Source organism: Sporosarcina sp. JAI121 (assembly GCF_013408665.1).
Lineage (GTDB): Bacteria > Bacillota > Bacilli > Bacillales_A > Planococcaceae > Sporosarcina.
This window is the reverse complement of sequence record NZ_JACCCL010000002.1, coordinates 322,166-345,863: the sequence shown is the minus strand read 5'-3', so window position 1 is coordinate 345,863 and position 23,698 is coordinate 322,166. Positions and strand designations below refer to the sequence as shown.

Genomic DNA, 23,698 nt, shown 5'->3' with positions numbered 1-23,698 from the left:
GTTTAAACTTTCCCACTTAAATTGATGTCTTACGTTCGAGCGCTTTACGCCCTCCCTATTAAGAATTGAAGTATACACATATTCGACAATTAGCCAACTGTTTAATTGGAATATCCATATCGTAGATTTCTTTCAACGCGTCGGAAGTTATAATTTCATTGGTCGGGCCATCTTTGACGACGCGCCCCTCTTTGAGAGCAACAATCCGGTCCGAATAGACGGATGCAAAGTTGATGTCGTGCAGAACAATGACAACCGTTTTTCCTAAATCATCAACGAGTCTTCTCAATATCTTCATAATCTGAACGGAATGCTTCATATCCAGACTATTAAGTGGCTCATCCAGCAGAATATAATCCGTATCCTGCGCGATAACCATTGCAATGAATGCACGTTGGCGCTGTCCACCCGATAATTCATCCAGATATTTGTGTTGCATATCCATTAAATCCATGTAATCCATTGCCTGCTCGACAAGCCGTAAATCTTCTGCTGTCAGCCTGCCTCTCGAATGAGGGAAGCGGCCGAATGACACAAGTTCACGGATTGTCAGACGGACATTCATGAAGTTCGATTGCTTCAGTATGGAAACTCTTTTTGAAAAGTCGTTCGATTTCATTTGTTTGACATTGTCTTTATCGACGAGCACTTCCCCCGTATCTGCATCTAGCAGACGGCTTACCATTGAAAGGACCGTCGATTTACCCGCACCATTCGGCCCGATGAAGGATGTGATTTTACCACGATGGATATTTACACTTACCTTTTCGACGACCGCTTTTTTACCATAAAACTTCGATAGCTCACGGACTTGGATCATGTAGACCGACTCTCCTTTAATAGTAGGTAGATGAAGTAGATGCCGCCGATGAAATTAATGATGACACTGAGCGTCGTCGAAAACGTGAAGACCCGTTCGACAACCCATTGTCCACCAACAAGAGCGATAACACTCATAATAGACGCGCCAGCAATTAAGACGCTATGTTTATAAGTTTTGAAAAACTGATAGGACAAATTCGCAACGATTAGACCGAAAAACGTGATTGGCCCTACTAGCGCAGTCGAGACTGCAATTAAGACGGCTGATAGAACTAGCATCGTCTTGACGACCTTATCGTAGGATATGCCTAGGTTAATGGCTGTATCTCTCCCGAGCGATAGCACATCGAGATCGCTGAAATATTTCCAGCCGACAATGAGACTGAAGACGACGATACCGAGCGCCCACCAGACGAGTTCCCCACTTACGTTATTGAAACTCGCAAACATCTTATCTTGCACGAGCAAGAATTCATTGGGATCGATGAGCACTTGAAGAAATGTCGAAATGCTTCCAAAAAATGTTCCGACAATGATTCCAACAAGCAACAAGAAGTAAATTGGCTGTTTGCCTCCCCGGAATAAAAAGCGATAGAGGATAAGCGCGAATACAACCATTGCAAAGACAGATAATATGAAATTCACATGTTTATTGACGATTGCTACATGCCCTGAACCGAGGAAGAAAATGATGGTGGTCTGCAACAATAAATACAGTGAGTCCAGCCCCATAATGCTTGGTGTCAAAATACGGTTATGTGTAATCGTCTGGAAGATGACTGTCGAATAAGCAATAGCAACGCCCGTAATAGCCATCGCCAATACTTTTATGCCGCGTCGCGGTAATGCATAATCGAAACTTCCATTTAGTCCTTGGAAAAGATACAACAGACAGAAGACAGCGGCCAATGCAGTGAAGATGATGAGTTTCGTTGAGTTACGCATAGGCCTTCCTCCTAAACAATAAATAGAGGAAGATTCCACTGCCGATAACGCCTACCATCAAACTGATAGAAATCTCATACGGATAGATAAGCACTCTGCCTAAAATATCGCAGATCAGCAGGAATATCGCTCCGAGCAGTGCCGTGTGTGGCAATGTCTTCTGTAAATGATCCCCTTTAAAGATTGAAACGATATTCGGAATGATCAACCCAAGGAAGGGAATCATTCCGACCGTCAAGACGACGGTGGTGGTAATAAGTGCAACAAGGATAAGTCCGATATTGACGATTCGCCTATAAGCAAGCCCTAGGTTTTTCGAGAAATCCTCACCCATTCCTGCAACCGTAAACCGGTTTGCGTACAAATAAGTGACGATCAGTACAGGAATACTTATGTATAGAAGTTCATAACGCCCCTTCATAATCATCGAAAAATCACCTTGTAACCATGCCGACATATTTTGGATGATGTTCGCTTTGTAAGCGAAAAACGTCGTAATAGAAGACAATATATTACCGAACATCAGCCCGACGAGTGGAATGAAAATCGCATCCTTGAATTTGATGCGGTCAAGGATTTGCATAAACAGCAGCGTGCCGGCAAGCGCGAATACAAATGCGACAACCATCTTTTCAATCGTGGATGCGTTCGTGAAAAACAGCATCGAGACCAGAATCCCAAGCCGTGTTGCATCCAAAGTTCCTGCTGTCGTCGGTGAAACGAATTTGTTTCGGCTCAGCTGTTGCATAATAAGTCCCGCGATGCTCATCCCGGCTCCTGCAAGGAGAATGGCGACAAGGCGTGGCAAACGGCTGATCAAGAAAATTTCAGTTTCTTCCGATTTGAAATCTAGCAGACCCATTGGCGTAATATGGCTCACTCCTACAAATAATGACAGGAATGAAAGTATGATAACTGCGACGATCAAGTAACGTATCTTCATGGGTATCCCCGATATCGATTATTTACAACTAATTGAGAAAACGTTAATGAAAACAATTATCAATTAGCTGCAAATTCAATTATAGCACGCTAGAAACGACTGTCAACGATTTACTGAAAATCATTATCAATGAGAATAGTGAGCAGTAGAGAATACCCTTGGTCACCTGCTTATTCAGATTATCGGCCGTCTTGAGTTATGATTGGTAATAAAAAAACAACACTATAGACATAATAAAGATCCCCCATCATATACGATTCGGCGCTTGGGGATGCCTCCCGCCATAAGCAAGACTAATTCATCGTTACAGGTTATACAGTAAACAGACGGGTACTACTAAGGTGCGATGGCTATATTTGCGGTCAAGCCCAAATGAATCAGGATTTTATGACGTATCGCAACAAAATTAATGAATAGGAAAGGCGACATTTCGTTCCAAATCGAACGAAATGTCGCCTTTTAAAATTTTGATTTACTGACGTAATTAAAAACGTGATTTTTTAATGGCTTTACTAGAAAACCGGCTTCCGTTATTTCACTGTCCCATCGATTCGTTAATATCGACGGCGTTGTCAAGTATTTCTTGCGGGACTTCTATATTGTCAATTTCGTTAATCTTGCTGATGTCCGCGTGTACTTTCTGGTTGATATGCATTTCTTCGCCTTCAATCTTCATCGTCATACCCATCTTCATATTGAACGCAGTCGTGTAGAACGACTTTTTGTCGATGAAGATTTCATAATCGAGTGATTCCACTTCCATATTTTCCAACACTTCCGCTTGCGCATCATCCATTTCTAGACCTGCAGGCATATTTTCAGTTGCGACTTTCTTGAACAGCTCAGTGAATTTATCGCCCGACGCGGAAAGTGTCAGGATATATTCATCGTCCGTCTGTTCAAACTTGAAGTCGTCTATAAACTCTTTAAACATATTCATGTCAAGTGTCGGATCCGCGCCGCCGGCCATTTGACCAACCATTTCTTCGTACATGTCTTCCGGGAATTTAATCCAGTCTTCAGACTCAGGGTTGCTCATGAAGAAGCCCGCGTCCGTCATATACATTTCCATTATCGTCTTACCCTGTTCACCCATGTCTATATTCATCTTCTGATACATTGAAAGTGGTTCCATGACCATATCCATTTCCATTTTTATCTTGCTGTCCATTTCAAATTCTTGACTCGGCATTTTAATAAGCTGATCGATTTCCATTTTTGCATGCATACTTTTTTGTTCATTGGAAACCGCCATTGCTTTTTCATATACTTCTTGTGCTGTCAGTTTACTTTCATTCGCAACCTCCTCCTTCTTTCCCGTCTCGGAATCCGTTTTCGGCTCTGCGGTATTACCGCATGCACCCAGTCCGAGAACAAGAACACCTGCCGCTAACCCCTTTATCCAGTTTTTCATGTTGTTCGCTTCCTCTCAATTGTTAATATTTTCTACACTTACTCATACGGCTTAGCTTTCAAAGGGTTCCATCGTTCTTATTAATTGATTACTAATACTTATACTTTCAGTTGAATCCATTTAACTATAGGGTCCGTTATTTCGGATTCGGAAATTATATTTCGTTTTCTGCCTTCATTTCAGCTATACTAGCAATTATCAAGCTAAAGGGGATAAAATAATATGTTAAAAAAGTTTTTTTCGTATTATAAACCGCATAGGCGGCTTTTCGTCATCGACTTTTCGAGTGCCATTTTCGTAGCATTGCTCGATCTTGCTTTCCCGGTCGCAGTCAAGTGGTTCATTGACGACTTGCTGCCCAAGGGAAACTGGGGGCAGATTATCGTAGTAAGCAGTATACTGTTGCTCATTTATCTACTAAGTACACTCCTTCAATATGTAGTCAGCTATCTTGGCCATAAACTCGGCATCAATATTGAAACCGATATGCGGCAGCAGCTGTTCAACCATGTACAAAAACAGTCTTTCCGATTTTTCGATAACACCAAGACAGGTCACATCATGAGCAGGATCACAAATGATCTATTCGATATCGGGGAACTTGCCCACCACGGACCGGAAGACATTTTCATCGCAATCATGACGCTCATCGGCGCTTTTGCCATCATGTACACCATCAATCCGGAACTTGCACTTATCGCAATTATCATGGTGCCGTTTCTGATTATCCTTGTGACATTCTGTAATATTAAAATGAATGCCGCATGGCAAAACATGTACGGTAAAATCGCGGACGTCAACGCACGAGTGGAAGATTCCGTGTCAGGGTCCCGTGTTGTCAAATCATTCACGAACGAAGACTTCGAAATTGCCCGTTTCCGTGTCGACAACGACAATTTCCGTACAGCCAAGCTCGTTGCCTATAAAGTCATGGCCTGGACCCATTCGAGCATGTACATGATGACCCGCCTGGTCACGCTTATCGTACTTGTAGTTGGAGCGTGGTTCACTTTCAACGACAAATTGTCTTACGGTGAGCTCGTCAGCTTTGTACTGTTCGTCAATGTCCTCATTAAACCTGTCGATAAAATCAGCGCCCTATTAGAACTATATCCAAAAGGGATGGCAGGATTCCGCAGGTTTCGCGATTTAATTGAACAGGAACCAGAAATTAAAGATCACCCGGATGCGCTGGCCATAGGACATTTGAATGGTGATATCGCCTTCGATGGTGTCCATTTCCACTACGACGACAACAAAACTGTATTGGATGGCATCGATTTGAATATCCGAGCAGGACAAACAGTCGCATTTGTCGGGCCATCTGGCGCCGGTAAAACGACGATTTGCTCACTTATTCCGCGTTTTTACGATGTCACAGAAGGCGCTATTTCCATCGATGGCATCGATATACGCAATATGACGCAGCATTCCTTGCGTTCGCAAATCGGAATCGTTCAGCAAGATGTCTTTTTATTCACAGGGACCATTAAAGAAAATATCGGCTATGGCAAATTGGATGCTACGGATGAAGAAATCATCAAAGCTGCGAACAAAGCGCATCTTGAAGATTTCATCGCTGCACTGCCTTATGGCTATGATACACAAATTGGTGAACGCGGCTTAAAACTATCGGGCGGTCAGAAACAGCGTCTCGCTATCGCCCGCATGTTCTTGAAAAATCCGCCGATTCTTATCTTGGATGAAGCGACATCTGCTCTCGATACCGAGACCGAGCGCATTATCCAGCAGTCGCTCGCCGAACTCTCTGAAAATCGGACGACATTGGTAATCGCTCACCGATTAGCAACAATCCGTGATGCCGATCGGGTTATCGTTGTTACAGATAACGGTATCGAAGAAGATGGCAAATACGATGAACTTGTGAGGAAAGGCGGAATTTTTGCCCGTCTGCATAATAATCAGTTCCAAGAGGTTTAACCTTTGAATATGCGGGCATACTAGAATTATCCCACCCCCTTTCTCTTATATAGAAGAAACAGCACCGCCTGACATCCCTAGTCAGGCGGTGCTGTTTTTTTAATGGCTAATAATGAATTCTTCAATTTTGGATCGCTCTGCTACATCCATTTCCACAGTCATTAATGTTCCCTCTTCTTCATACTCCACATTCTTGACATTCGCCTTGTTATTCAAATAAGAGACGATATCACCACGGTCAAATGGAATAAGCAGCTTGCAAGTGATGTATTGTTCGAAAACTCTTTTTTTGATTAATTCAATGAGCTCATCCAGCCCTTTTCCTGCTTTTGCAGAAATCCAGATGCTATCGTCACTCACTGCAGGATATGAAATGTCCGCCATATCTGACTTATTATAAATGTTAAGTGTCGCCACATTTTCAACACCGACAGTTTGCAGTGTGTCATTCGTCACTTCCATCATGTAGCCGTGTTCGGGATTCGATACGTCTACTACATGGAGAAGGAGATCTGCATCGCGCGCTTCTTCTAATGTCGAGCGGAACGCTTTTACAAGATGGTGAGGAAGTTTCGAAACAAAGCCGACAGTGTCAGTCAAGATGAATTCCTTATTATCCTCAAGCTTCACCTTTCGTATGGATGTATCGAGTGTTGCGAACAACATATCCTTTTCGTACACTTGCTTTGCATTCTCCATATCCATCTTCGCCAACAACTTGTTCATGAGCGTCGATTTGCCCGCGTTCGTATAACCGACTATCGAGACGACAGGCGTACCGCTTTTCTTCCGTTGCTTACGTTGCGTTTCACGCTGATCTTTTACATGGTCAAGATCGCGGCGCAGTTTTGCAATCTGGTCCTCGATTTTCCGGCGATCGAGTTCAAGTTTCGTTTCACCAGCACCCTTGTTCTGGAGACCGCCGCCTGTTCCACCGCCCTGTCTGCCAAGAGAAGCACGTAAGCCGACCAACCTGGGAAGCATGTATTGCAATTGCGCAAGCTCAACTTGCATACGCGACTCGCTCGTTCTTGCGCGCCTTACAAAAATATCAAGGATGAGCATCGTCCTGTCAATTACTTTGCAATCCAGTTCCCGTTCTAGATTACGGAGTTGAGAGGGCGAAAGTTCATCGTTGAAGATGACCAAATTGGCATCCAATTCATCGTAGAAGTTCTTAATCTCTTCCATTTTTCCTTTTCCAACATAGGTGGATGGATTGCGTTTCTCCATGTTTTGTGTCACTTCTCCGACGACTTCAACATCAATCGCCTTTGCGAGGTTACTCAGTTCTTCCATTGCATATTCAAAGTGCTGATCCATTTGTTCATGGACCCCCACGATTACTGCCCGTTCAACTAAAACCTCCATACAACTACTCCCTCCAGATAATCCATAAGTGTATCCAGTCTATCATATGAGCCGTAACTTTAGGGCAGCGGACGGGCTATGCGACGGATTCAGCGGTCTATTGGATCAATCAGACCTGTCAATCAGTTTGTCCAATGACAACATCTGTCAACCTATCCTTATCGCCAGCATGTGCAACAAATCTCAGCACTACATTAGGCAGGGCGATATCATTAGTATTGCCAACTTTCTGCGACAGTAAAATCGCCCACTCAGCCGTTTCTCGCAATGGATCTTTGACACTGAATACACACTCTGTTATTTCCAACTGTTCATTGTGCGGGGTAAGCGTTCCATCATTACGGAGATTCGCAAAACGTATTCCTTCCGATTCTTCCCACTCGATGAAAAACGGATAAGGCAATTCGTTTGATACGGGTTGATCGACGAACAGCATTTTCCACTTCCGTATCTTCCCATCTGCTGTTCTCCGTTGTGCATCCATCACACCTGACGTTTGGAACCCTTTATTTTCAACTTCCTTTTTAAATTGTTCAATCCCTTCGACAGATAAACATAGAGTGCCCCAGCCTTCGCCCTCTGCCAGATCGTGAAGTAACAGCTTGGTGAGCGGATGCTCCACTTGTTGGGCAATACTCATTTTCTCCACAGACAACCATTCAACGTAAGCGTTTTTTGCATAAAGCAACGCATTGTGCGTTCCCCATTTCTCATGGCGACCGCCAACTACGGCGTGACGTCCGATTACTTGCTGCTCCTCCACCATTTCCGCTGGTTCTTTTTCCGTAAAATAAACGACATGATCAAGTTTCATTATGATATCCCTTCTTTCAATAGTAGTGATAAATATATAGAAGAAAAGCCTGCAGTCTATACACTGCAGGCTTTCAACTTACTTATCTTCGTTAAGGATTTCAAGTGCTGCTGAGAATTCTTTATCAATCTCGGCATTTGGTTTATAAGTGATATTACTGACGATAACGGCAACAATCAGACAGAGTAGGAAACCAGGGACGATTTCATAAAGTGTACCCGATAAGGCATCGACATTACCCCAGACCATGACTGTAATTGCACCAGCAATCATTCCCCATAACGCGCCTTTTGTTGTCAGCTTGCGCCAGTAAAGAGATAGAAGGATAATTGGACCGAATGAAGCACCAAATCCAGCCCATGCAAACGATACGATACTCAAAATGGATTCATTGTTCGGCCAAGCTAGTACCATGGCAATTAACGAAACGGCAAGAACAGCCATTCTACCCAAAAATACATAATGCTTATCCGTTGCGTCTTTCTTCATGAACGTTTTGTACAAGTCTTCGACGAGGGCGGAAGATGAAACAATCAGTTGCGAAGAAATTGTACTCATAACAGCTGAGAGAACTGCTGCTAGCATGATTCCCGCGACGAATGGATGGAAGATGATTTGCCCTAGGACAATGAACACCGTTTCTTCATCCACCAGTGTTGCATTTGTGTTCTGCTGATAATAAGCAATCCCGACGAGGGCTGTAGCAACCGCTCCGAAAAGACTCAGGAACATCCAGCCGATTCCGATACGACGTGCTTTTTTCGCTTCTTTATGAGAGCTGAGAGCCATGAATCGGACGATAATGTGGGGTTGACCGAAATAACCAAGCCCCCATGCAACCGCTGACAATACACCCAAGAATGTTGCACCTGACACGAAGTTCAGCAATTGTGGATCGACAGCACGAATACTTTCCGTTGTTTCTGCGAACCCTCCTGTGATGAAGATACCGAAAATTGGCACAAGGAGGAGAGCAAAGAACATGACGATACCTTGAACAACGTCCGTATAACTAACCGCCAAGAATCCTCCAAACAATGTATAGAAGATAACGACAGCAGAAACAATCAGCAGTCCTGCATGATAGTTCAGTCCGAACGAGCTAAGGAAGAACTTACCACCCGCAACCATTCCTGAAGACACATAAAATGTGAAGAATATAAGAATGATTACACCTGAAGCAATCCGTAAAAGACGAGATTTGTCTTTCAGCCGACTCTCCAAGTAGCTGGGAATCGTGATGGAGTCACTTGATACTTGCGTATAAACGCGAAGACGCGGTGCAACAAACACCCAGTTCAAATAAGCACCCACTGTCAATCCTACAGCAATCCATGCTTCAACCAGTCCGTGGAGATAGATTGCGCCCGGCAACCCCATTAGCAGCCAGCCCGACATATCTGCAGCTCCGGCACTGAGAGCGGTTACAGCCGGCCCAAGTGCTCGTCCTCCCAGCATATAATCAGTGAGGTTGGAAGTGCGTTTGAATGCATACCATCCAATGAAAACCATCGCCGCCATGTATATAATAATTGCAATTAACTGATATGTGTCATTAGACATGATGAATCCTCCTTTTTCTTTTATGAATTCTATCATATCACCTTTCTGATAAATGGAAATCAGTTTTTTAAAAAACATTGATGGTAAATATTATATAATAGTTAGACGGGAAACGACGATATTATCTTATACATCCTAAATTTCCCGGGAAATAACATTATTTCGACAGGAGGTTTAATTAAATGACACATGCAAAATGGCTGACAATGACTATTGATATGGCAATTCAAAATGTTAAAGAAGGTGGAGGACCGTTTGCAGCAATTATCGTAAAAAACGGTGAAATAATAGGGAGAGGAACAAACAGAGTTCACCTTCACAATGACCCTTCAGCCCACGCCGAACTATTGGCGATTCGGGAAGCCTGCTCCGCTCTTGCTTCAGTTGACTTATCGGATTGCACGCTTTACGCAAGCGGAGAACCGTGCCCAATGTGTTTGGGTGCTGCCTACTGGGCAACTGTCGGAACTATCTACTATGCATGTAGCAAGATTGACGCTTTGAATGGCGCAGCTTTCACAAATCCTTTAGACGGTTTTTTCGCAGACCAGAATGAGGCACCCGAAAAACGGCTCATACCTTTCATTCATATGAGGACAGACGATTCACTTTCTCCTTTTCACGAATGGAATCATGTCAACAATGGCTAAGAAACAACAAGCGTATTCCCCGGGATATCGGGGAATACGCTTGTTGTTATTGATATGACTTTTCCGCAGACATTTCACGCAGTTTGAACTTCTGTATTTTTCCTGAGGCGGTCATCGGAAATTCATCCGTGAACTCAATATACTTTGGAATCTTGTGGTGAGAAATATTTCCTTTGCAAAATTCGCGCACTGATTCTTCATCTAACTGCACGCCTTTTTTCGGTATAATCCATGCCATAAGTTCTTCACCATACTTCGCATCCGGCACGCCCACGACTTGTACATCCGCAATTTCCGGATGTGTATACAGGAACTCTTCGACCTCTTTCGGGTAAATGTTTTCCCCGCCGCGGATGACCATGTCTTTGATGCGCCCCGTTATATCGAGGTAGCCGTCTGAATCCATAACAGCTATGTCACCCGTATGGAGCCAACCTTCCTCATCGATTGCTTCACGTGTCGCTTCCGCATTGTTGTAATACCCTTTCATTACGTTATAGCCACGCGTGCAAAGTTCCCCCGGTATGCCGATAGGCATTTCTTCGCCTGTTACAGGGTCGATAATTTTCACTTCAACGTTCGGATGTGGCTTGCCGACTGTCGATACACGTTTTTCGATTGGATCATCCGTCTTCGTTTGCGTGATGACCGGTGATGCCTCTGTCTGCCCATAACAAATCGTAATTTCACTGGCTCCCATATCTTCAATAACGCGTTTCATAACTTCAATCGGACATACAGAGCCAGCCATTATACCAGTGCGAAGCGTAGATGTATCAAAGTTCTTGAATTCCGGATGGTTCAACTCCGCAATGAACATCGTAGGCACTCCATGAAGAGCTGTACATTTTTCGTCTTGCACCGCCTGAAGTACACGCAATGGATCAAACTGCTCAAGTAAAATCATCGCAGAACCGTGCGTAACTGCCGCAAGTGTGCCTAATACACAGCCGAAACAGTGGAAGAAGGGAACAGGAATACAGACCCGATCCTGCTCTGTCAATTTCATGGCATCCCCAATTTGCTTGCCGTTATTGACGACGTTGTTATGTGTCAGCATGACGCCTTTTGGGAAGCCGGTCGTGCCGGATGTATATTGAATATTAATGACATCATCGGGATCAAGCGATTGAAATTGTTCTTCAAGTTGATCATCCGTTACTTGATCTGCATACGCCATGAACTCTGACCATTTGTACATCCCTTCCACTTCACGTTCCGTCATTAAGATGATTCTTTTGAAATGAGGAAGTTTTTCACTAGTGATCGAACCTTTTTCACTCGTCTCGAGTCCAGGACAAACTTTACGGATGATGTCTATATAACTGGTTCCCTTAAAGCTTTCATCCAAAATAAGCGTTGTTGCATCTGATTGTTTCAATAAATATTCCAGTTCTGAAGCCTGATAATTCGTATTGACCGTAACGAGGACTGCCCCCATCTTCCCTGTTGCATACTGGCTAAGCAACCACTCCCGTTTGTTGTCGGACCAAATGGCAACGTTTTCCCCTTTTTCGATGCCCATGCCGATAAACGCTTTCGCAAGCTTGTCCGTTTCCTCGTCAAACTCCTTATATGTTTTCCGAATCCCATGCTCCGGATAGACGTACGCTTCCTGCGCAGGATGAAGTTGTGCCTGCTCTCTTACAATCTCTCCCACTGTTTTACATAATAATGTCATTTCCATTCCCCTTTTCTGAAACAATCATATATCAATATGTTATCATATAATTCGGAAGGTTGGAAAATTAATTTCGGGTAAAAGTTGTTTTTCCTAGGCGCTTTATTGACTTCACTGTAAAGTTCTCAGGAAGCGTACCTCACTTAACCGTCGTGAACTTTACGCAAAAATGCCGTTCCACCTTACCAGGCAAAACGGCATACTTCATTTCATTCCACAGGGAAGACGCGTCCCCGTTGATCTTTGTACACAACATGATGTCTTTCAAGTTTGGTCGGCGAGTCAAGACCTGCTGCCGCAGCGATGCGGAAAAGCCCTTCCCGCATCGTTAATATATAATTTGTGACACGGTATTTTTTCTCCTCAACGACAAGCCCTTGTTGCAAGTGTTTATCGGTCGTCGCTACGCCTGCTGGACAATCATTCGTATGACAACGATGTGCCATGATACAGCCGACCGAAATCATGAAACCGCGCGCAATCTGGACTAGATCCGCACCCATCGCCAACATGATTGCCGCCCGGTCCGGTGTTGTGATTTTCCCCGATGCAATGATTTTAACCCGGTCACGCACTTCGTATTTTTGAAGCGCATCATCCAATAGAATGATTGCCGAACGAAGCGGTAATCCAACACTGTCTGCAAGATCTTGATACGTAGCACCGGAGCCGCCTTCTCCACCATCAAGAGAGATGAAGTCCGGTCCCTTGCCTGTTTCGTGCATGAATGATGCAAGTTCTTCCGCATCCTCTTTGCCGCCGATGACAACTTTAATGCCGACCGGTTTGCCGGAATGCTGACGGATTTGTTCGATAAATTCAAAAAGAGTCGGATAATCGTTGAACTGATTAAAACGGTTTGGACTGTTGATAGAAACATATGGAACTACATTACGGATTGCCGCAATTTCTTCCGTCACTTTAGAGCCTTCAACATGTCCGCCACGCATTTTAGCTCCTTGTGCAAGTTTTATTTCAAATGCTTTCACTTGCGGAATATCCGCTTTTTCACGGAGCCTTTCAAAACTGAATTCCCCATCCTCCGTCCTGAAACCAAATAGACCGGAACCGATTTGTGCAATGATATCCGCCTCTCCGGCCAAGTGATATTGGGACAATCCTCCTTCGCCGGTGTTCATCCAAGCGCCTTTTGCCATGCCGATCCCTTTCGACAAGGCAGTGATGGCATTTTCTCCAAGGGCCCCGTAGCTCATCCCCGATTGGCCTAGCATGCTACGCACAAGGAACGGATGCTCGCAGTTCGGTCCGATGACGATTGCATCTTCTTCAGGCAATAACCACGGCAGCGCCGGAATTTCTTCACGGTGTTCTTTACGTGAGAAGAGATTATCCTCATCTACGATATAGCGCATCGTGTCCACAAGGTTTTCATTGTCAACGCGCATTTCTTCGTTCTGTTTCGTGAACATCGCATTTCGGATATAATAACCGGCATCTTCAAAATCTCTTTTCGAGCCGAAACCGATGACACTGTTCAAGTACTTTCCAGGCATAACCATTCGCAAGTATTCTTCACGATTGAACGGTTCTCCGTCATTATCATCATCGAACAGGTATTGACGAAGTTCAGGTCCGGTCTTCTCCAGCACATAACGCATCCTCCCTAATATCGGGAAATTCCTAAGAATGGCATGCTGTTTTTGCCTCTTGTCATAAAAGTACAGAAAAATGGCAATCGTAATTGGTATGATGACTAGGAAGAGGACTAGCAAAGTTGTTGTAAGTGAAATACTTTCTATCCAATTCATTGCTCCACCCCTTTCTAAGCTTTATAGGTAGTTTACCACTATATAAGTCTGTTAATCTTAATTCATCAAACAAATGCTGGAGGGATTCCGTGGTTATCAAACTATTGACTGCACATGCATCTGTGCGTAAATACAAAGACGTAGCAATACCTAAAAACGAAGTATATGAGCTCATTCAAGTTGGCCAGCATGCCGCCAGCTCCCATTTTGTACAAGCATACTCCGTCATTTACGTCACAGACGTTGATAAAAGGAAAGAACTTGCCGAACTCAGTAAAAATCCACGACAGATTTTAACGGCGGGCGCTGTTCTAGTTTTTTGCGCGGACTATTGCAGATTGAAAAAAGCAGCGAACCTAGTCGGAAAGAACATAGATTTTTCTTCTGCCGAGAACGTTCTTGTCGGCTCCATCGACGTTGCCCTGTTCGCTCAAAATGTAGCCATTGCGGCTGAGTCAAAAGGATATGGGATCTGTTATATCGGCGGCGTCCGTAATGCACCGGAAGAAATAAGTGAATTGTTATCTCTTCCTAAAGGTGTTGCTCCGATGTTCGCGATGACAATTGGCGTTCCGGATGAAGCGAATGAAGTGAAACCGCGTTTGCCAGTGGAAGCGATCATCCATGAAAATGGCTATAATGTCGATAAATACAATGAAATTATCCCTTCATATGACGAAACAATGAACGACTACTATTTAAGCCGCGGCTCGAACCGGAAAGATGCCGCCTGGTCCGATTCCATGGCAGACTTTTTGGAAACCCCGAGACGCAGCTATATGAAAGACTTTATGAAGAAACAGGGATTTGAGTTTAACTAGGAGCGATGATGATGCAATTTGAGGAATTAGTGGATGAACTGACCCGCCGGATGACGGATGGTTCATTCATCGGAGGCACAATCAGTCAGTCCCGCGCGAAAACAGATGACTTAAAACGGGTAAAAGTAAAACCCGTGGAAATAAAAGGGCAACTGCATATCCAATTCGAATACCAATACGAACGAGTGTTGAATCACGAAAATATTACAACAGATGCGCTGCGGTCCCATTTGCAACAACTGCTAGAGCGCTTCAGACAAGTGCATGCCGAATTCTCGGATGAAAAAATCCAAGTCCAATTGACGAAAAAGTTCAAAGTGATGTGGAAATCGGAGAAAGTGGCGTCTGGAAAAGTGGTTGATCTTTCGCATAACCGGAAAAAGAACTACCTACTCGATGAAAACACGCCCTATCCGTTTCTCATCCGACTGGGTGTCCAGACCCCCGACGGCAAAGTAAAAAAGCAGAAGCACGATAAATTCAGGCAGATTAATCGGTTCGTCGAATTCATTGATGATTCCCTTGCCCATTTACCGAAAGATCGTACTGTACGGATTCTTGATTTCGGTTCCGGTAAATCCTATTTAACGTTCGCGCTCTATCATTACTTACGTATCGAAAAAGGATTGGACATCAAAGTAACAGGCCTTGATTTGAAGAAAGAAGTAATTGAGGAATGCAGTACGATTGCGGAGGATCTCGGTTACGACAATCTTGAATTTCTCGTAGGAGATATTAATGACTATAACGATGAAACGTCTGTGGATATGGTCGTTACACTCCATGCATGCGACGTTGCGACGGATATGGCGCTTGCCCGTGCGGTGAAATGGGGAGCGAAAGTTATTTTAAGCGTCCCTTGCTGCCAGCATGAATTGTTCTCGCAAGTCAATTCCACCGCGCTTGATGTTATGCTTCAACACGGACTCATCAAAGAACGATTCGCCGCGCTCGCCACCGACTCCATACGTGCAGAGCTGTTGTCACTTGTCGGCTACGAGGCCCAGCTACTGGAGTTCATCGATATGGAGCATACACCGAAAAACATCTTGATACGGGCTTATCAAACCGGCCGCAAATACACTGCCGATGAAGTAAAACGTTACATTGAATTTAAAAATCTCTTGAATGCCGACCCATTTCTTGAAAAAGAGCTAAAAAGCATATTACCTTTTTGAATGAAACCGCGATTGTACAAACCACTCTTCAGCAATCATATGCTGAAGAGCGGTTTTTTTATGCTTTGGTTCATACAAAATAATAAAGTGTGAGTACATATTGAAATCAGAGTCCCTTAGCCGAAATCATCACAATTTCTTCTAATTCACGATAGATGTCCTTATAAAAAATCCATGGTATTATTCAGAAAAGCATTACTTCCAAAAACAAAGGAGATGATCGAATGCCAACATACAATAAACTCGTGCGCGACAGGATTCCTGAAATCATTGAACTATCGGGGAAGACATACAATACACGCTTATTGACCGAAGACGAATATATAATTGAAATCAATAAGAAAATGCATGAGGAACTTGCGGAATACGAAGGGACTGAAACGCCAGACGACGCTATCGAAGAACTTGCAGATCTGCTCGAACTCATTCATGCTTCCTTGGCACATTACGGCGCATCATTTGAGGATCTGGAAAAAGTGAGAATCGAAAAAGCAGAGAAGCGCGGCGGGTTTGACGAGCAGATTTTTCTGATAGATGTTCAGGATGACGCTTTGTAAGGTTGCTAATTACCTAATTAGAATGATGTAAACAGCACTCTTTATGGATGCCATCCTGTTTGAAAATCATTAATCTCAGCATAGTTATACAGTTTATTAACAGTGCTCTCTTTATACATCGCAAATTCTTCTCGTACATGTTGGTCGGATACTTTATTTAGCGTTGTGTTTCGATAGAAAAGCTTCTTCAAATAGTCAGTAGAGGGCAACTTACTATTCTTCTTACTATTTAGCGAATTTGTGGTTAAAACAAAGTTCCCTAAATTATCGCTATGGATAAAACTCCAGGGAATAAAATGATCCACTGAAACATTTCCATTTTTCAAATTTTTAGGAACAATCGTATAAAAACAATGAGCTTCAGTATGTTTCAATAAAATTTCTTTATAAACAAAAAGGGATTCTCTTTTTGTCATATTTTCGATATGCTCAATAATCACTTCAGTGGAGTGAGTCTGATTTCTCGATTGAATAAGCTTTGTTAATTCATAATTATTGACCCTGAAGAGCACTTCTTGTCGTTTTTTTGGATTGACCTGAAAATGTTTTATTGATAACACTCCATAATTGATCATCTGAAACCTTGCCATACGCTACAGTTCCCTCTCGCAATTCATATCCTGCATCCATCCCCTTAGGCGAATGCCTCTACGTTATAACCACTCATTTCTATTTATCCAACTCAACATCCAAAAACACATAACCATCCCTTTCATGCTGTCCCGAAAAGACTACGGGAACCCGCTCCTTGAAGATCGGTCCGTCTAAGACTACAGTATGGAATTCCCCGGACTCGCCGCATGAATCGATGCCCTGCGCTTCGAGTTCATCCATCAATTCTAATGTGTATTTACTACCTATGTAGCGTGCCGGCATCATTTTCGTGTTGACGACAACAATGTATGCCTCGAACCTCGCCACGATAAGTTCTTCCAGAATTTTGCGTCGCGGCTCCATCCAAAGCGGGTGCACCGCTTCCATGCCAACTTTTGCACATGTGTTTCGAACCCACTCCAAATGGTCCTCGAGATCGATATCCCCGAAAACACCGTGGTTGATGCCTGCTTCAACACATTCCGTCATAGCGTCTAAAAATTGCTTTTCATACCCTTTCCAGTTGGCTCCTCGAATCATTAAAGGTACACCAAGTCTCTCCGCCTGAGCTTCTATGACTTCAAAAGGTAGTGCGTGTGATTTTGACCTTTCTTCATCCTCTTCAAACATTGTCCACAACCGTTCCGGAATGCCACCCGCTTTTATGGCGCGGTAATAAGCCATCGCGGAATCTTTCCCTCCGCTCCAAGACGCCACAAATGGTATACCTTTCATCTTGTCCACTCCCCTGTCTATAAAATTATTCCTATTTTTAGCGTCAATACTACCCTTTTCCGACCTCCCGCTATTTCCCATTGTATATTCACGTTATTTTTATTTTACCAATGATTCGAAGAAGTTTCTCTTGATTTACTATTTCAATGAATAAAACACATAAAACTTTTTACGTATGAGTTCTGTCAAATTAGTGAGACGTGCTCGCGATGCGTCAGAAATTGGAGAAGGTGACCTTTTTGTCATGACAAAAAATACGAAGTTCGAACTTGTAGAAAATTTTATAGTGGAAAACCGAGAAGCCCATTATCGTCTTGCATATAGCTATGTGAGAAATAAAGAAAATGCACTTGATATTGTGCAAGACGCTATTTTAAAAGCGTTAAAATCAATTAATCGACTAGAAGAGTTCACTTATATGAAAACGTGGTTTTACCGAATTATCGTCAATACCGCTATTGATTTCATCCGTAAAAATCAACGGATAACAGTGATGGATGACGAAATTCTTAACATCCATCTGCCTTCGTTGGAAGACGACATGATTGATATGGATTTGCAAGATGCTATTGACCAATTACCTCCAAAGTATAAGAGCGTCATCATTCTACGGTTTTTCGAAGACTTAAAGATTGATGAGATCGCTGAAATCACGGGCGAGAATGTGAATACAGTAAAGACGCGATTGTATGCGGCTTTGAAAAAATTACGAATTGAAATTGGGGAGGACTTCAGATTATGAAAAGACTAAGTAAGTTAAAAGAAGACCATCATAAAATTGAAATCCCATCAGGGTTAGAGGATGTTGTAAAATCAACAATCCGCCAAGCAAAAACTGAGCGTAATAAACGTCCCTTGTTGAAACAATGGTCGATTGGTGTTGCCGCTGCCGCTGTTTTGTTTGTTGGTAGCATCAATCTAAGCCCTTCACTTGCACAAGCGATGGCGAATGTACCCGTATTGGGTCCCATCATTGAAGTATTCACCGTGCAACAGTTGAATGTCGATGGTGAATACTTCCAAGCGAATGTTGCTTCACCAGCTATTGAAGGATTGGCGGATAAAGGGCTTCAGACTACATTGAATGATAAATACATCGCAGAATCACAGGCGAAATTTACAGAGTTCGAAAAAGAGATGGCTAAACTTCGGGCAGCAGGCGGGGGAAATTTCAGTCTCAATTCCGGCTATGAATTAATCCGTTACGATACGATCGACAAAGTGAATGGCTTGCTTTTATCGTTGCCTGCGCTTTTCAAAAATGAACAATATATCGAAGCGATCAACACGTATTTACTTGGCGAAATGGAACGCCAGATAGAACAAGACGCTGGAAAGGTATTTTTCCTGAATGATGAGTTTCCGGATTCCGCTTTCCAATCCATTGATCCAGAGCAGAACTTTTACATCACAGCGGATCATAAACTGGTCCTGTCATTCGATGAGTATGACATTGCACCCGGTTATATGGGTGTCGTGACCTTTGAGATTCCAACTGAGGTGATTGCCGATTATCTTGTGAGTAATCTGCATATAAAGTAGTTTGTGTTATTCCGTATATGTGGTGTTCTATGTACGGGATTTTTTGTTGTAGACTTCGGGGGATCCGTTGAACACTTTAACCGGTTGGTTGGACACTTTGGGAGATGGGTTAGACACTCCCCATAAAATAAAAAAGCAGACACATTCGCGTGTCTGCTTTTTGGGGTTTTATTATGCCGGCATTGGCGTATCTGTCGGTTCCGCGTAGCCTTCTTTGTAAGTTTCATCAACGAATTCACGGATTTCTTTCAGCGATTTCCCTTCCTGCTTCATCATTACGGATTGCACGGCGATGTCAAGGCAGACTTGGCAGCGTGTGCCGTGGTCATCCCAGACGACAGAGCCGTCTTCACGGATTTCGTCGATGAAGCAATTCAAGTTGCTGCCATGACCCGCGCTTTCGCCGCAACCGCAATAACAGGGCATCCACTTAATAACGTCCGTTGCAGTACCTGCCATTTGATAGACAAGACGCATGTCTTCCGATTTGCCATCCAGAAACGACGGTAATACAGCGGCAGAAGCCGTTACTTCCTGCAAGTCACCGTTCGGCGCATGGTTCTGTTCTCCATGTGCCATGCCGTGTTCTTTTTCACTTGTCTGCGCTTTCTCTCCGCATGCTGAAAGGACAAGAATCGCTGTAAGCAGAATGAATGTCAATTTATTTCTCACTTATTACCATCTCCTAAGGCTCTTAGTTGTCCTTTCATCATAACGGAAACCGTTTCTTTTATGGGTTACAGCTTTGTGGACAATTAAAAAAGTGGGTTATTTCCCGATCATTTTCGACGGGTCGACGTACTCATCAAATTGTTCTTCTGTCAGCAAGCCTGACTTGAGCGCCGCCTCTTTTAGCGTTGTTCCTTCTGCATGTGCAGTTTTCGCGATTTTCGCTGCATTTTCGTAACCGATATAAGGATTAAGTGCCGTTACGAGCATAAGTGAGTTTTGAACTTTACGATCAATCTCTTCACGATTCGGTTCAATTCCAACTGCACAATTATTGTTGAAACTGATCATCGCATCACTCAACAATGTCACGGATTGAAGGAAGTTGAAGATGATAACCGGTTTAAAAACGTTCAATTCAAAGTTCCCTTGGCTTGCCGCAAAGCCGATTGTTGCATCGTTCCCCATAACTTGTGCAACGACCATCGTCAATGCTTCACTTTGCGTCGGGTTCACTTTTCCTGGCATGATGGAACTGCCGGGTTCATTTTCAGGAATCGTTATTTCTCCGATTCCTGAACGCGGTCCGCTCGCCAACCAGCGCACGTCGTTGGCAATTTTCATAAGATCTGCCGCAAGCGCTTTGATGGCGCCATGGACGTAGACGACTTCATCATAGCTCGTCAATGAATGGAATTTATTTTTGGCAGATGTGAACTCAATTCCAACCGCTGAGCTAATTTCAGCGGCCACACGGTCACCGAATCCAGCAGGTGCGTTGAGGCCTGTTCCAACAGCCGTTCCGCCGATTGCAAGTTCTTTCATTGACTCGACACTGTCTGTAATCATTTTTTCCGTTTTCTCCAACATGCGGTGCCATCCGCTAATTTCTTGGCCCAGCGTTAAAGGCGTCGCGTCTTGTAAATGCGTGCGACCAATTTTAATGATATCCATGAATTCCTCTGATTTCTTGCCAAGTGTTTCTTTTAATACGTTAATTGCCGGTACGAGTTGCTGTTGCACAGCAATGACACCTGCAACATGCAACGCGGTCGGGAATGTGTCATTCGAACTTTGTGATTTGTTCACATCGTCGTTCGGATGAAGGCGTTCTTCCTCGCCCCACTCTTCAAGAAATTGATTGCCTCGATGCGCAAGCACTTCATTCATGTTCATATTCGACTGTGTACCGCTACCTGTTTGCCAAACGACAAGCGGGAAATGGTCGTCCAATTTTCCGGATATCACTTCATCCGCCGCGGCAGAAATCGCCTTCATTTTCGCTTCTGAAATAGCACCATGTGCATGGCTTGCGATGGCTGCCGACTTTTTTAAATGTGCAAATGCATAGACGACACCAATCGGCATTCTTTCCCCGCCGATTTTAAAGTTTTGTTTACTGCGCTGCGTTTGCGCCCCCCATAGCTTGTCCGCCGGTACTTTAATTTCACCGAATGTGTCATGTTCAATACGATAATTCATCATCCATCCCTCTTTCGTTTATAGATATTTCTATTATCTCATGATTGGCACCTTTATTTCATCCGCCCAGACTTGGATGAATGCTTTTTGCCTGGCATTCAAGTTTTCCGGCAACTCATTTCAACCGAAGAAATGGAAAAGCCCGGTTTCCCGGACCTTTTCTCAACCTTCATTTACAGTTCCTGTCTCAACGCATTAATGACATCGATTTTTGTTGCTTTACGTGCCGGACGCCATCCTGAAATCATAGCAACTCCAATACTGATTGTGGAAGCGATGACGACAAGTTGCCATGGAATGATTGAGAACGTGACGTTCATGCCACCCAAGTCTTCTTCACCGAGCGCCGCTGTAACGATTATCGGTAATACATAATTCGACACAATGCTCACTCCATATGAAATGACGACAGCTAGTACCGTCCCAAGTATGCCAATCCACGCACTTTCCATCAAGAACAATCGTTGGATTAATTTCGGATCTGCCCCGATTGCTTTCATAACACCAATTTCACGGGTCCGTTCTGTCACGGCCATCGTCATCGTGTTGAAAATGCCGATGGATGCAATTAAGATCGCAATTGTCCCGACGAACACGAGTCCCGCTTTCAAAGCCAGGAAAAATACGTCGAGCTGCTCCAATTCTTCCGATATGGAATAGACGCTGTACCCATCGTCTTTCAATGCGGCGGATACTGCCTTGACGTTCTCCAACTTGTCCGCATAGACGTTAACATTGCCGTAAAATAATTGCTGTGCATCTGGATGCTCCTCGTCTATCTTGTCTACATGTGAAAAATAGATTTTTTCAAGTTCCGGGATAATGGATGCATCAGCGTACACTTTCCGATCTTGATCCCAATCCTTTGCAGGTTTCTTTCCGACGCCGACGATTGTAAGCGGTATTTCGTCCTCAATCAAATCCCCTTTGTCATCACCTATTTTGTATATGAATTGCTCACCAATCAATTTCCCTTTATACGTAGTGAATTCACCGTCTTCACCCACATCTTGCTGATCAATCAAATTATCCGCAAAGTGGCTTCCAACAACGACCTCATTCGACTTTTGCGGCAAACGGCCTTCCTGAAGCTCAAAATTCACTTTTCCTTCCTCTACGAAATCCGTCACAATGAGTTCATGATCACCTGTAAATTCACCTACGGAAGACTGCTGCATCGTCCCTAAATGCTGACGGAATATGACGGCTTTCACATGATCACGTTTCTTTAGCTCTTCAGCCTTTTCTTCATCCATTTCATTTGTGTAGACTTGAATTTCCGTCACTAAGCGATTCGACAATACTTCTTCGCGGACTGTTTCATGGATTCCGAATCCGACGGATGCAAGGACAATTAGAAATGCCGTTCCCATCGTTGCTGCAAGCACGGTCATAAAGACGCGCATTTTGTTTTTCTTTATATGTTGCTGTACAAAACTGATTTGGTCTTTAAATTGCATGCTGCACACCGCCTTCCGTTAATACACCGTCGTGCATTCTATATACGCGGTTCGCCGTTTGAGCCACTTCATCGTCGTGTGTGATGATGACGAATGTGATGCCCCGTGTTTTATTAAGCGATTGAATGAGCAAAAGAACGTCTGCCTCTGTTTCCGAATCGAGACTGCCTGTCGGTTCATCGGCAAAAATAATTGGCGGATCAGTGACAAGCGCACGCGCGATACTGACGCGCTGCTGCTGACCACCGGATAATTCATTTGGATAATGATCTTGCACATCAGTCAATCCAACGCTCTGCATCAGGTCATTCACTTTCTCCTGCCGCTCACTTTTGCTGATGCCTTTCAATGTCAGTGGCAGTTCAACATTTTCAAATGCCGTCAATCCAGGCATAAGCTGAAAGTTTTGAAAGACGAAACCGAAATGATCCAGTCGGAACTTCGCACTTTCAACTTCGCTAAATGAAGACGTTTGAACGCCCTGCACATGGATTTCTCCGCTTTCCGGAGTCAGAAATCCTGCCATTATATGAAGAAGCGTCGATTTGCCTGAACCACTTTTTCCGACAATCGAGACGATTTCACCGTCCGCTATGTCAAATGTCAGCCCTTTTAGGACGGGTACCTGCCTCTCTTTTCCTTTCTTACCAACTTTGAATGAATGATTTAAATTTCTTATACTAATCATGCGATCGCCTCCAAATTTCTTTACTTCTATCATTGTAAGGGTAGATTCTTAAGGGTTTG

Annotated in this window: 22 protein-coding genes; 7 read left to right on the top strand and 15 right to left on the bottom strand. The window is 43.7% G+C overall.

Annotation, left to right across the window (positions count from 1 at the left end; genetic code table 11):
* Positions 1-58: 58 nt before the first annotated feature.
* The 4 genes from HDC33_RS13345 to HDC33_RS13330 all read right to left on the bottom strand — a co-directional run bounded on the left by HDC33_RS13345 (position 59) and on the right by HDC33_RS13330 (position 4,124).
* Positions 59-820: an iron ABC transporter ATP-binding protein gene (locus HDC33_RS13345; RefSeq protein WP_179393062.1), complete on the bottom strand. Its 762-nt coding sequence runs from the start codon at positions 818-820 to the stop codon at positions 59-61.
* The gene (locus HDC33_RS13340; protein WP_179393061.1) at positions 817-1,767 is read right to left on the bottom strand and encodes an iron chelate uptake ABC transporter family permease subunit; all 951 of its coding nucleotides are present in this window, start codon (positions 1,765-1,767) and stop codon (positions 817-819) included. Before HDC33_RS13340 ends, HDC33_RS13345 begins: the two co-directional genes overlap by 4 nt.
* The gene (locus tag HDC33_RS13335; protein ID WP_179393060.1) at positions 1,760-2,710 is read right to left on the bottom strand and encodes an ABC transporter permease; all 951 of its coding nucleotides are present in this window, start codon (positions 2,708-2,710) and stop codon (positions 1,760-1,762) included. The genes HDC33_RS13340 and HDC33_RS13335 overlap by 8 nt, the downstream gene beginning before the upstream one ends.
* A gap of 535 nt (positions 2,711-3,245) precedes the next feature.
* On the bottom strand, positions 3,246-4,124 hold the full coding sequence (locus HDC33_RS13330) for a DUF6612 family protein (protein WP_179393059.1): 879 nt from the start codon (positions 4,122-4,124) through the stop codon (positions 3,246-3,248).
* Positions 4,125-4,346: 222 nt separating this feature from the next.
* Here HDC33_RS13330 and HDC33_RS13325 point away from each other — a divergent pair, with 222 nt between their 5' ends.
* The gene (locus HDC33_RS13325) at positions 4,347-6,065 is read left to right on the top strand and encodes an ABC transporter ATP-binding protein (RefSeq protein WP_179393058.1); all 1,719 of its coding nucleotides are present in this window, start codon (positions 4,347-4,349) and stop codon (positions 6,063-6,065) included.
* Positions 6,066-6,164: 99 nt separating this feature from the next.
* Here the strand turns inward: HDC33_RS13325 and hflX are convergent, their stop codons facing one another.
* From hflX to putP, 3 genes are all read right to left on the bottom strand, one after another.
* Positions 6,165-7,436, bottom strand: coding sequence for a GTPase HflX (gene hflX / locus HDC33_RS13320; RefSeq protein WP_179393057.1), 1,272 nt, complete (start codon positions 7,434-7,436; stop codon positions 6,165-6,167).
* A gap of 118 nt (positions 7,437-7,554) precedes the next feature.
* On the bottom strand, positions 7,555-8,250 hold the full coding sequence (locus HDC33_RS13315) for a VOC family protein (protein WP_218843275.1): 696 nt from the start codon (positions 8,248-8,250) through the stop codon (positions 7,555-7,557).
* 78 nt (positions 8,251-8,328) lie between these two features.
* The gene (gene putP, locus HDC33_RS13310) at positions 8,329-9,813 is read right to left on the bottom strand and encodes a sodium/proline symporter PutP (protein ID WP_179393056.1); all 1,485 of its coding nucleotides are present in this window, start codon (positions 9,811-9,813) and stop codon (positions 8,329-8,331) included.
* Between the two features lie 182 nt (positions 9,814-9,995).
* Here putP and HDC33_RS13305 point away from each other — a divergent pair, with 182 nt between their 5' ends.
* Positions 9,996-10,463: a nucleoside deaminase gene (locus tag HDC33_RS13305; RefSeq protein WP_179393055.1), complete on the top strand. Its 468-nt coding sequence runs from the start codon at positions 9,996-9,998 to the stop codon at positions 10,461-10,463.
* 46 nt (positions 10,464-10,509) lie between these two features.
* Here HDC33_RS13305 and HDC33_RS13300 read toward each other — a convergent pair whose 3' ends face one another.
* Together HDC33_RS13300 and HDC33_RS13295 are read right to left on the bottom strand one after the other, a co-directional pair.
* Positions 10,510-12,144 (bottom strand): AMP-binding protein, encoded by a 1,635-nt coding sequence (locus HDC33_RS13300; RefSeq protein ID WP_179393054.1) that lies wholly within the window; start codon positions 12,142-12,144, stop codon positions 10,510-10,512.
* Positions 12,145-12,353: 209 nt separating this feature from the next.
* Positions 12,354-13,913, bottom strand: coding sequence for an FMN-binding glutamate synthase family protein (locus tag HDC33_RS13295; protein ID WP_179393053.1), 1,560 nt, complete (start codon positions 13,911-13,913; stop codon positions 12,354-12,356).
* 89 nt (positions 13,914-14,002) lie between these two features.
* Between HDC33_RS13295 and nfsA the strand changes: the two genes are divergently transcribed.
* The 3 genes from nfsA (at position 14,003) to HDC33_RS13280 (ending at position 16,469) form a co-directional block, all read left to right on the top strand.
* Positions 14,003-14,734, top strand: coding sequence for an oxygen-insensitive NADPH nitroreductase (gene nfsA / locus HDC33_RS13290; protein ID WP_179393052.1), 732 nt, complete (start codon positions 14,003-14,005; stop codon positions 14,732-14,734).
* Positions 14,735-14,745: 11 nt separating this feature from the next.
* Entirely contained in the window at positions 14,746-15,912 is a 1,167-nt protein-coding gene (locus HDC33_RS13285) for a class I SAM-dependent methyltransferase (RefSeq protein WP_179393051.1), read from the top strand.
* A gap of 224 nt (positions 15,913-16,136) precedes the next feature.
* Positions 16,137-16,469 carry a nucleoside triphosphate pyrophosphohydrolase gene (locus tag HDC33_RS13280; protein ID WP_179393050.1) on the top strand — a complete coding sequence of 111 codons (333 nt, stop codon included), beginning with the start codon at positions 16,137-16,139 and terminating at the stop codon, positions 16,467-16,469.
* Positions 16,470-16,510: 41 nt separating this feature from the next.
* Here HDC33_RS13280 and HDC33_RS13275 read toward each other — a convergent pair whose 3' ends face one another.
* Together HDC33_RS13275 and HDC33_RS13270 are read right to left on the bottom strand one after the other, a co-directional pair.
* The gene (locus HDC33_RS13275) at positions 16,511-17,059 is read right to left on the bottom strand and encodes an HNH endonuclease domain-containing protein (RefSeq protein ID WP_179393049.1); all 549 of its coding nucleotides are present in this window, start codon (positions 17,057-17,059) and stop codon (positions 16,511-16,513) included.
* Positions 17,060-17,138: 79 nt separating this feature from the next.
* Positions 17,139-17,798, bottom strand: a complete 660-nt coding sequence (locus tag HDC33_RS13270) for a Dph6-related ATP pyrophosphatase (RefSeq protein ID WP_179393048.1) — start codon at positions 17,796-17,798, stop codon at positions 17,139-17,141.
* 244 nt (positions 17,799-18,042) lie between these two features.
* On the opposite strand from HDC33_RS13270, the gene HDC33_RS13265 reads away from it, so the two are divergent.
* Entirely contained in the window at positions 18,043-18,540 is a 498-nt protein-coding gene (locus HDC33_RS13265) for an RNA polymerase sigma factor SigV (RefSeq protein WP_179393047.1), read from the top strand.
* Entirely contained in the window at positions 18,537-19,340 is an 804-nt protein-coding gene (locus HDC33_RS13260; RefSeq protein WP_179393046.1) for an RsiV family protein, read from the top strand. The genes HDC33_RS13265 and HDC33_RS13260 overlap by 4 nt, the downstream gene beginning before the upstream one ends.
* A 171-nt stretch (positions 19,341-19,511) precedes the next feature.
* Here HDC33_RS13260 and HDC33_RS13255 read toward each other — a convergent pair whose 3' ends face one another.
* From HDC33_RS13255 to HDC33_RS13240, 4 genes are all read right to left on the bottom strand, one after another.
* Positions 19,512-20,012, bottom strand: coding sequence for a PCYCGC motif-containing (lipo)protein (locus HDC33_RS13255; RefSeq protein WP_179393045.1), 501 nt, complete (start codon positions 20,010-20,012; stop codon positions 19,512-19,514).
* Positions 20,013-20,108: 96 nt separating this feature from the next.
* A complete protein-coding gene (fumC, locus tag HDC33_RS13250; RefSeq protein WP_179393044.1) occupies positions 20,109-21,491 on the bottom strand; it encodes a class II fumarate hydratase in 1,383 nt (460 codons plus the stop codon).
* Between the two features lie 173 nt (positions 21,492-21,664).
* On the bottom strand, positions 21,665-22,951 hold the full coding sequence (locus HDC33_RS13245) for an ABC transporter permease (RefSeq protein ID WP_179393043.1): 1,287 nt from the start codon (positions 22,949-22,951) through the stop codon (positions 21,665-21,667).
* The gene (locus HDC33_RS13240) at positions 22,941-23,639 is read right to left on the bottom strand and encodes an ABC transporter ATP-binding protein (protein WP_179393042.1); all 699 of its coding nucleotides are present in this window, start codon (positions 23,637-23,639) and stop codon (positions 22,941-22,943) included. The genes HDC33_RS13245 and HDC33_RS13240 overlap by 11 nt, the downstream gene beginning before the upstream one ends.
* Positions 23,640-23,698 lie beyond the last annotated feature (59 nt).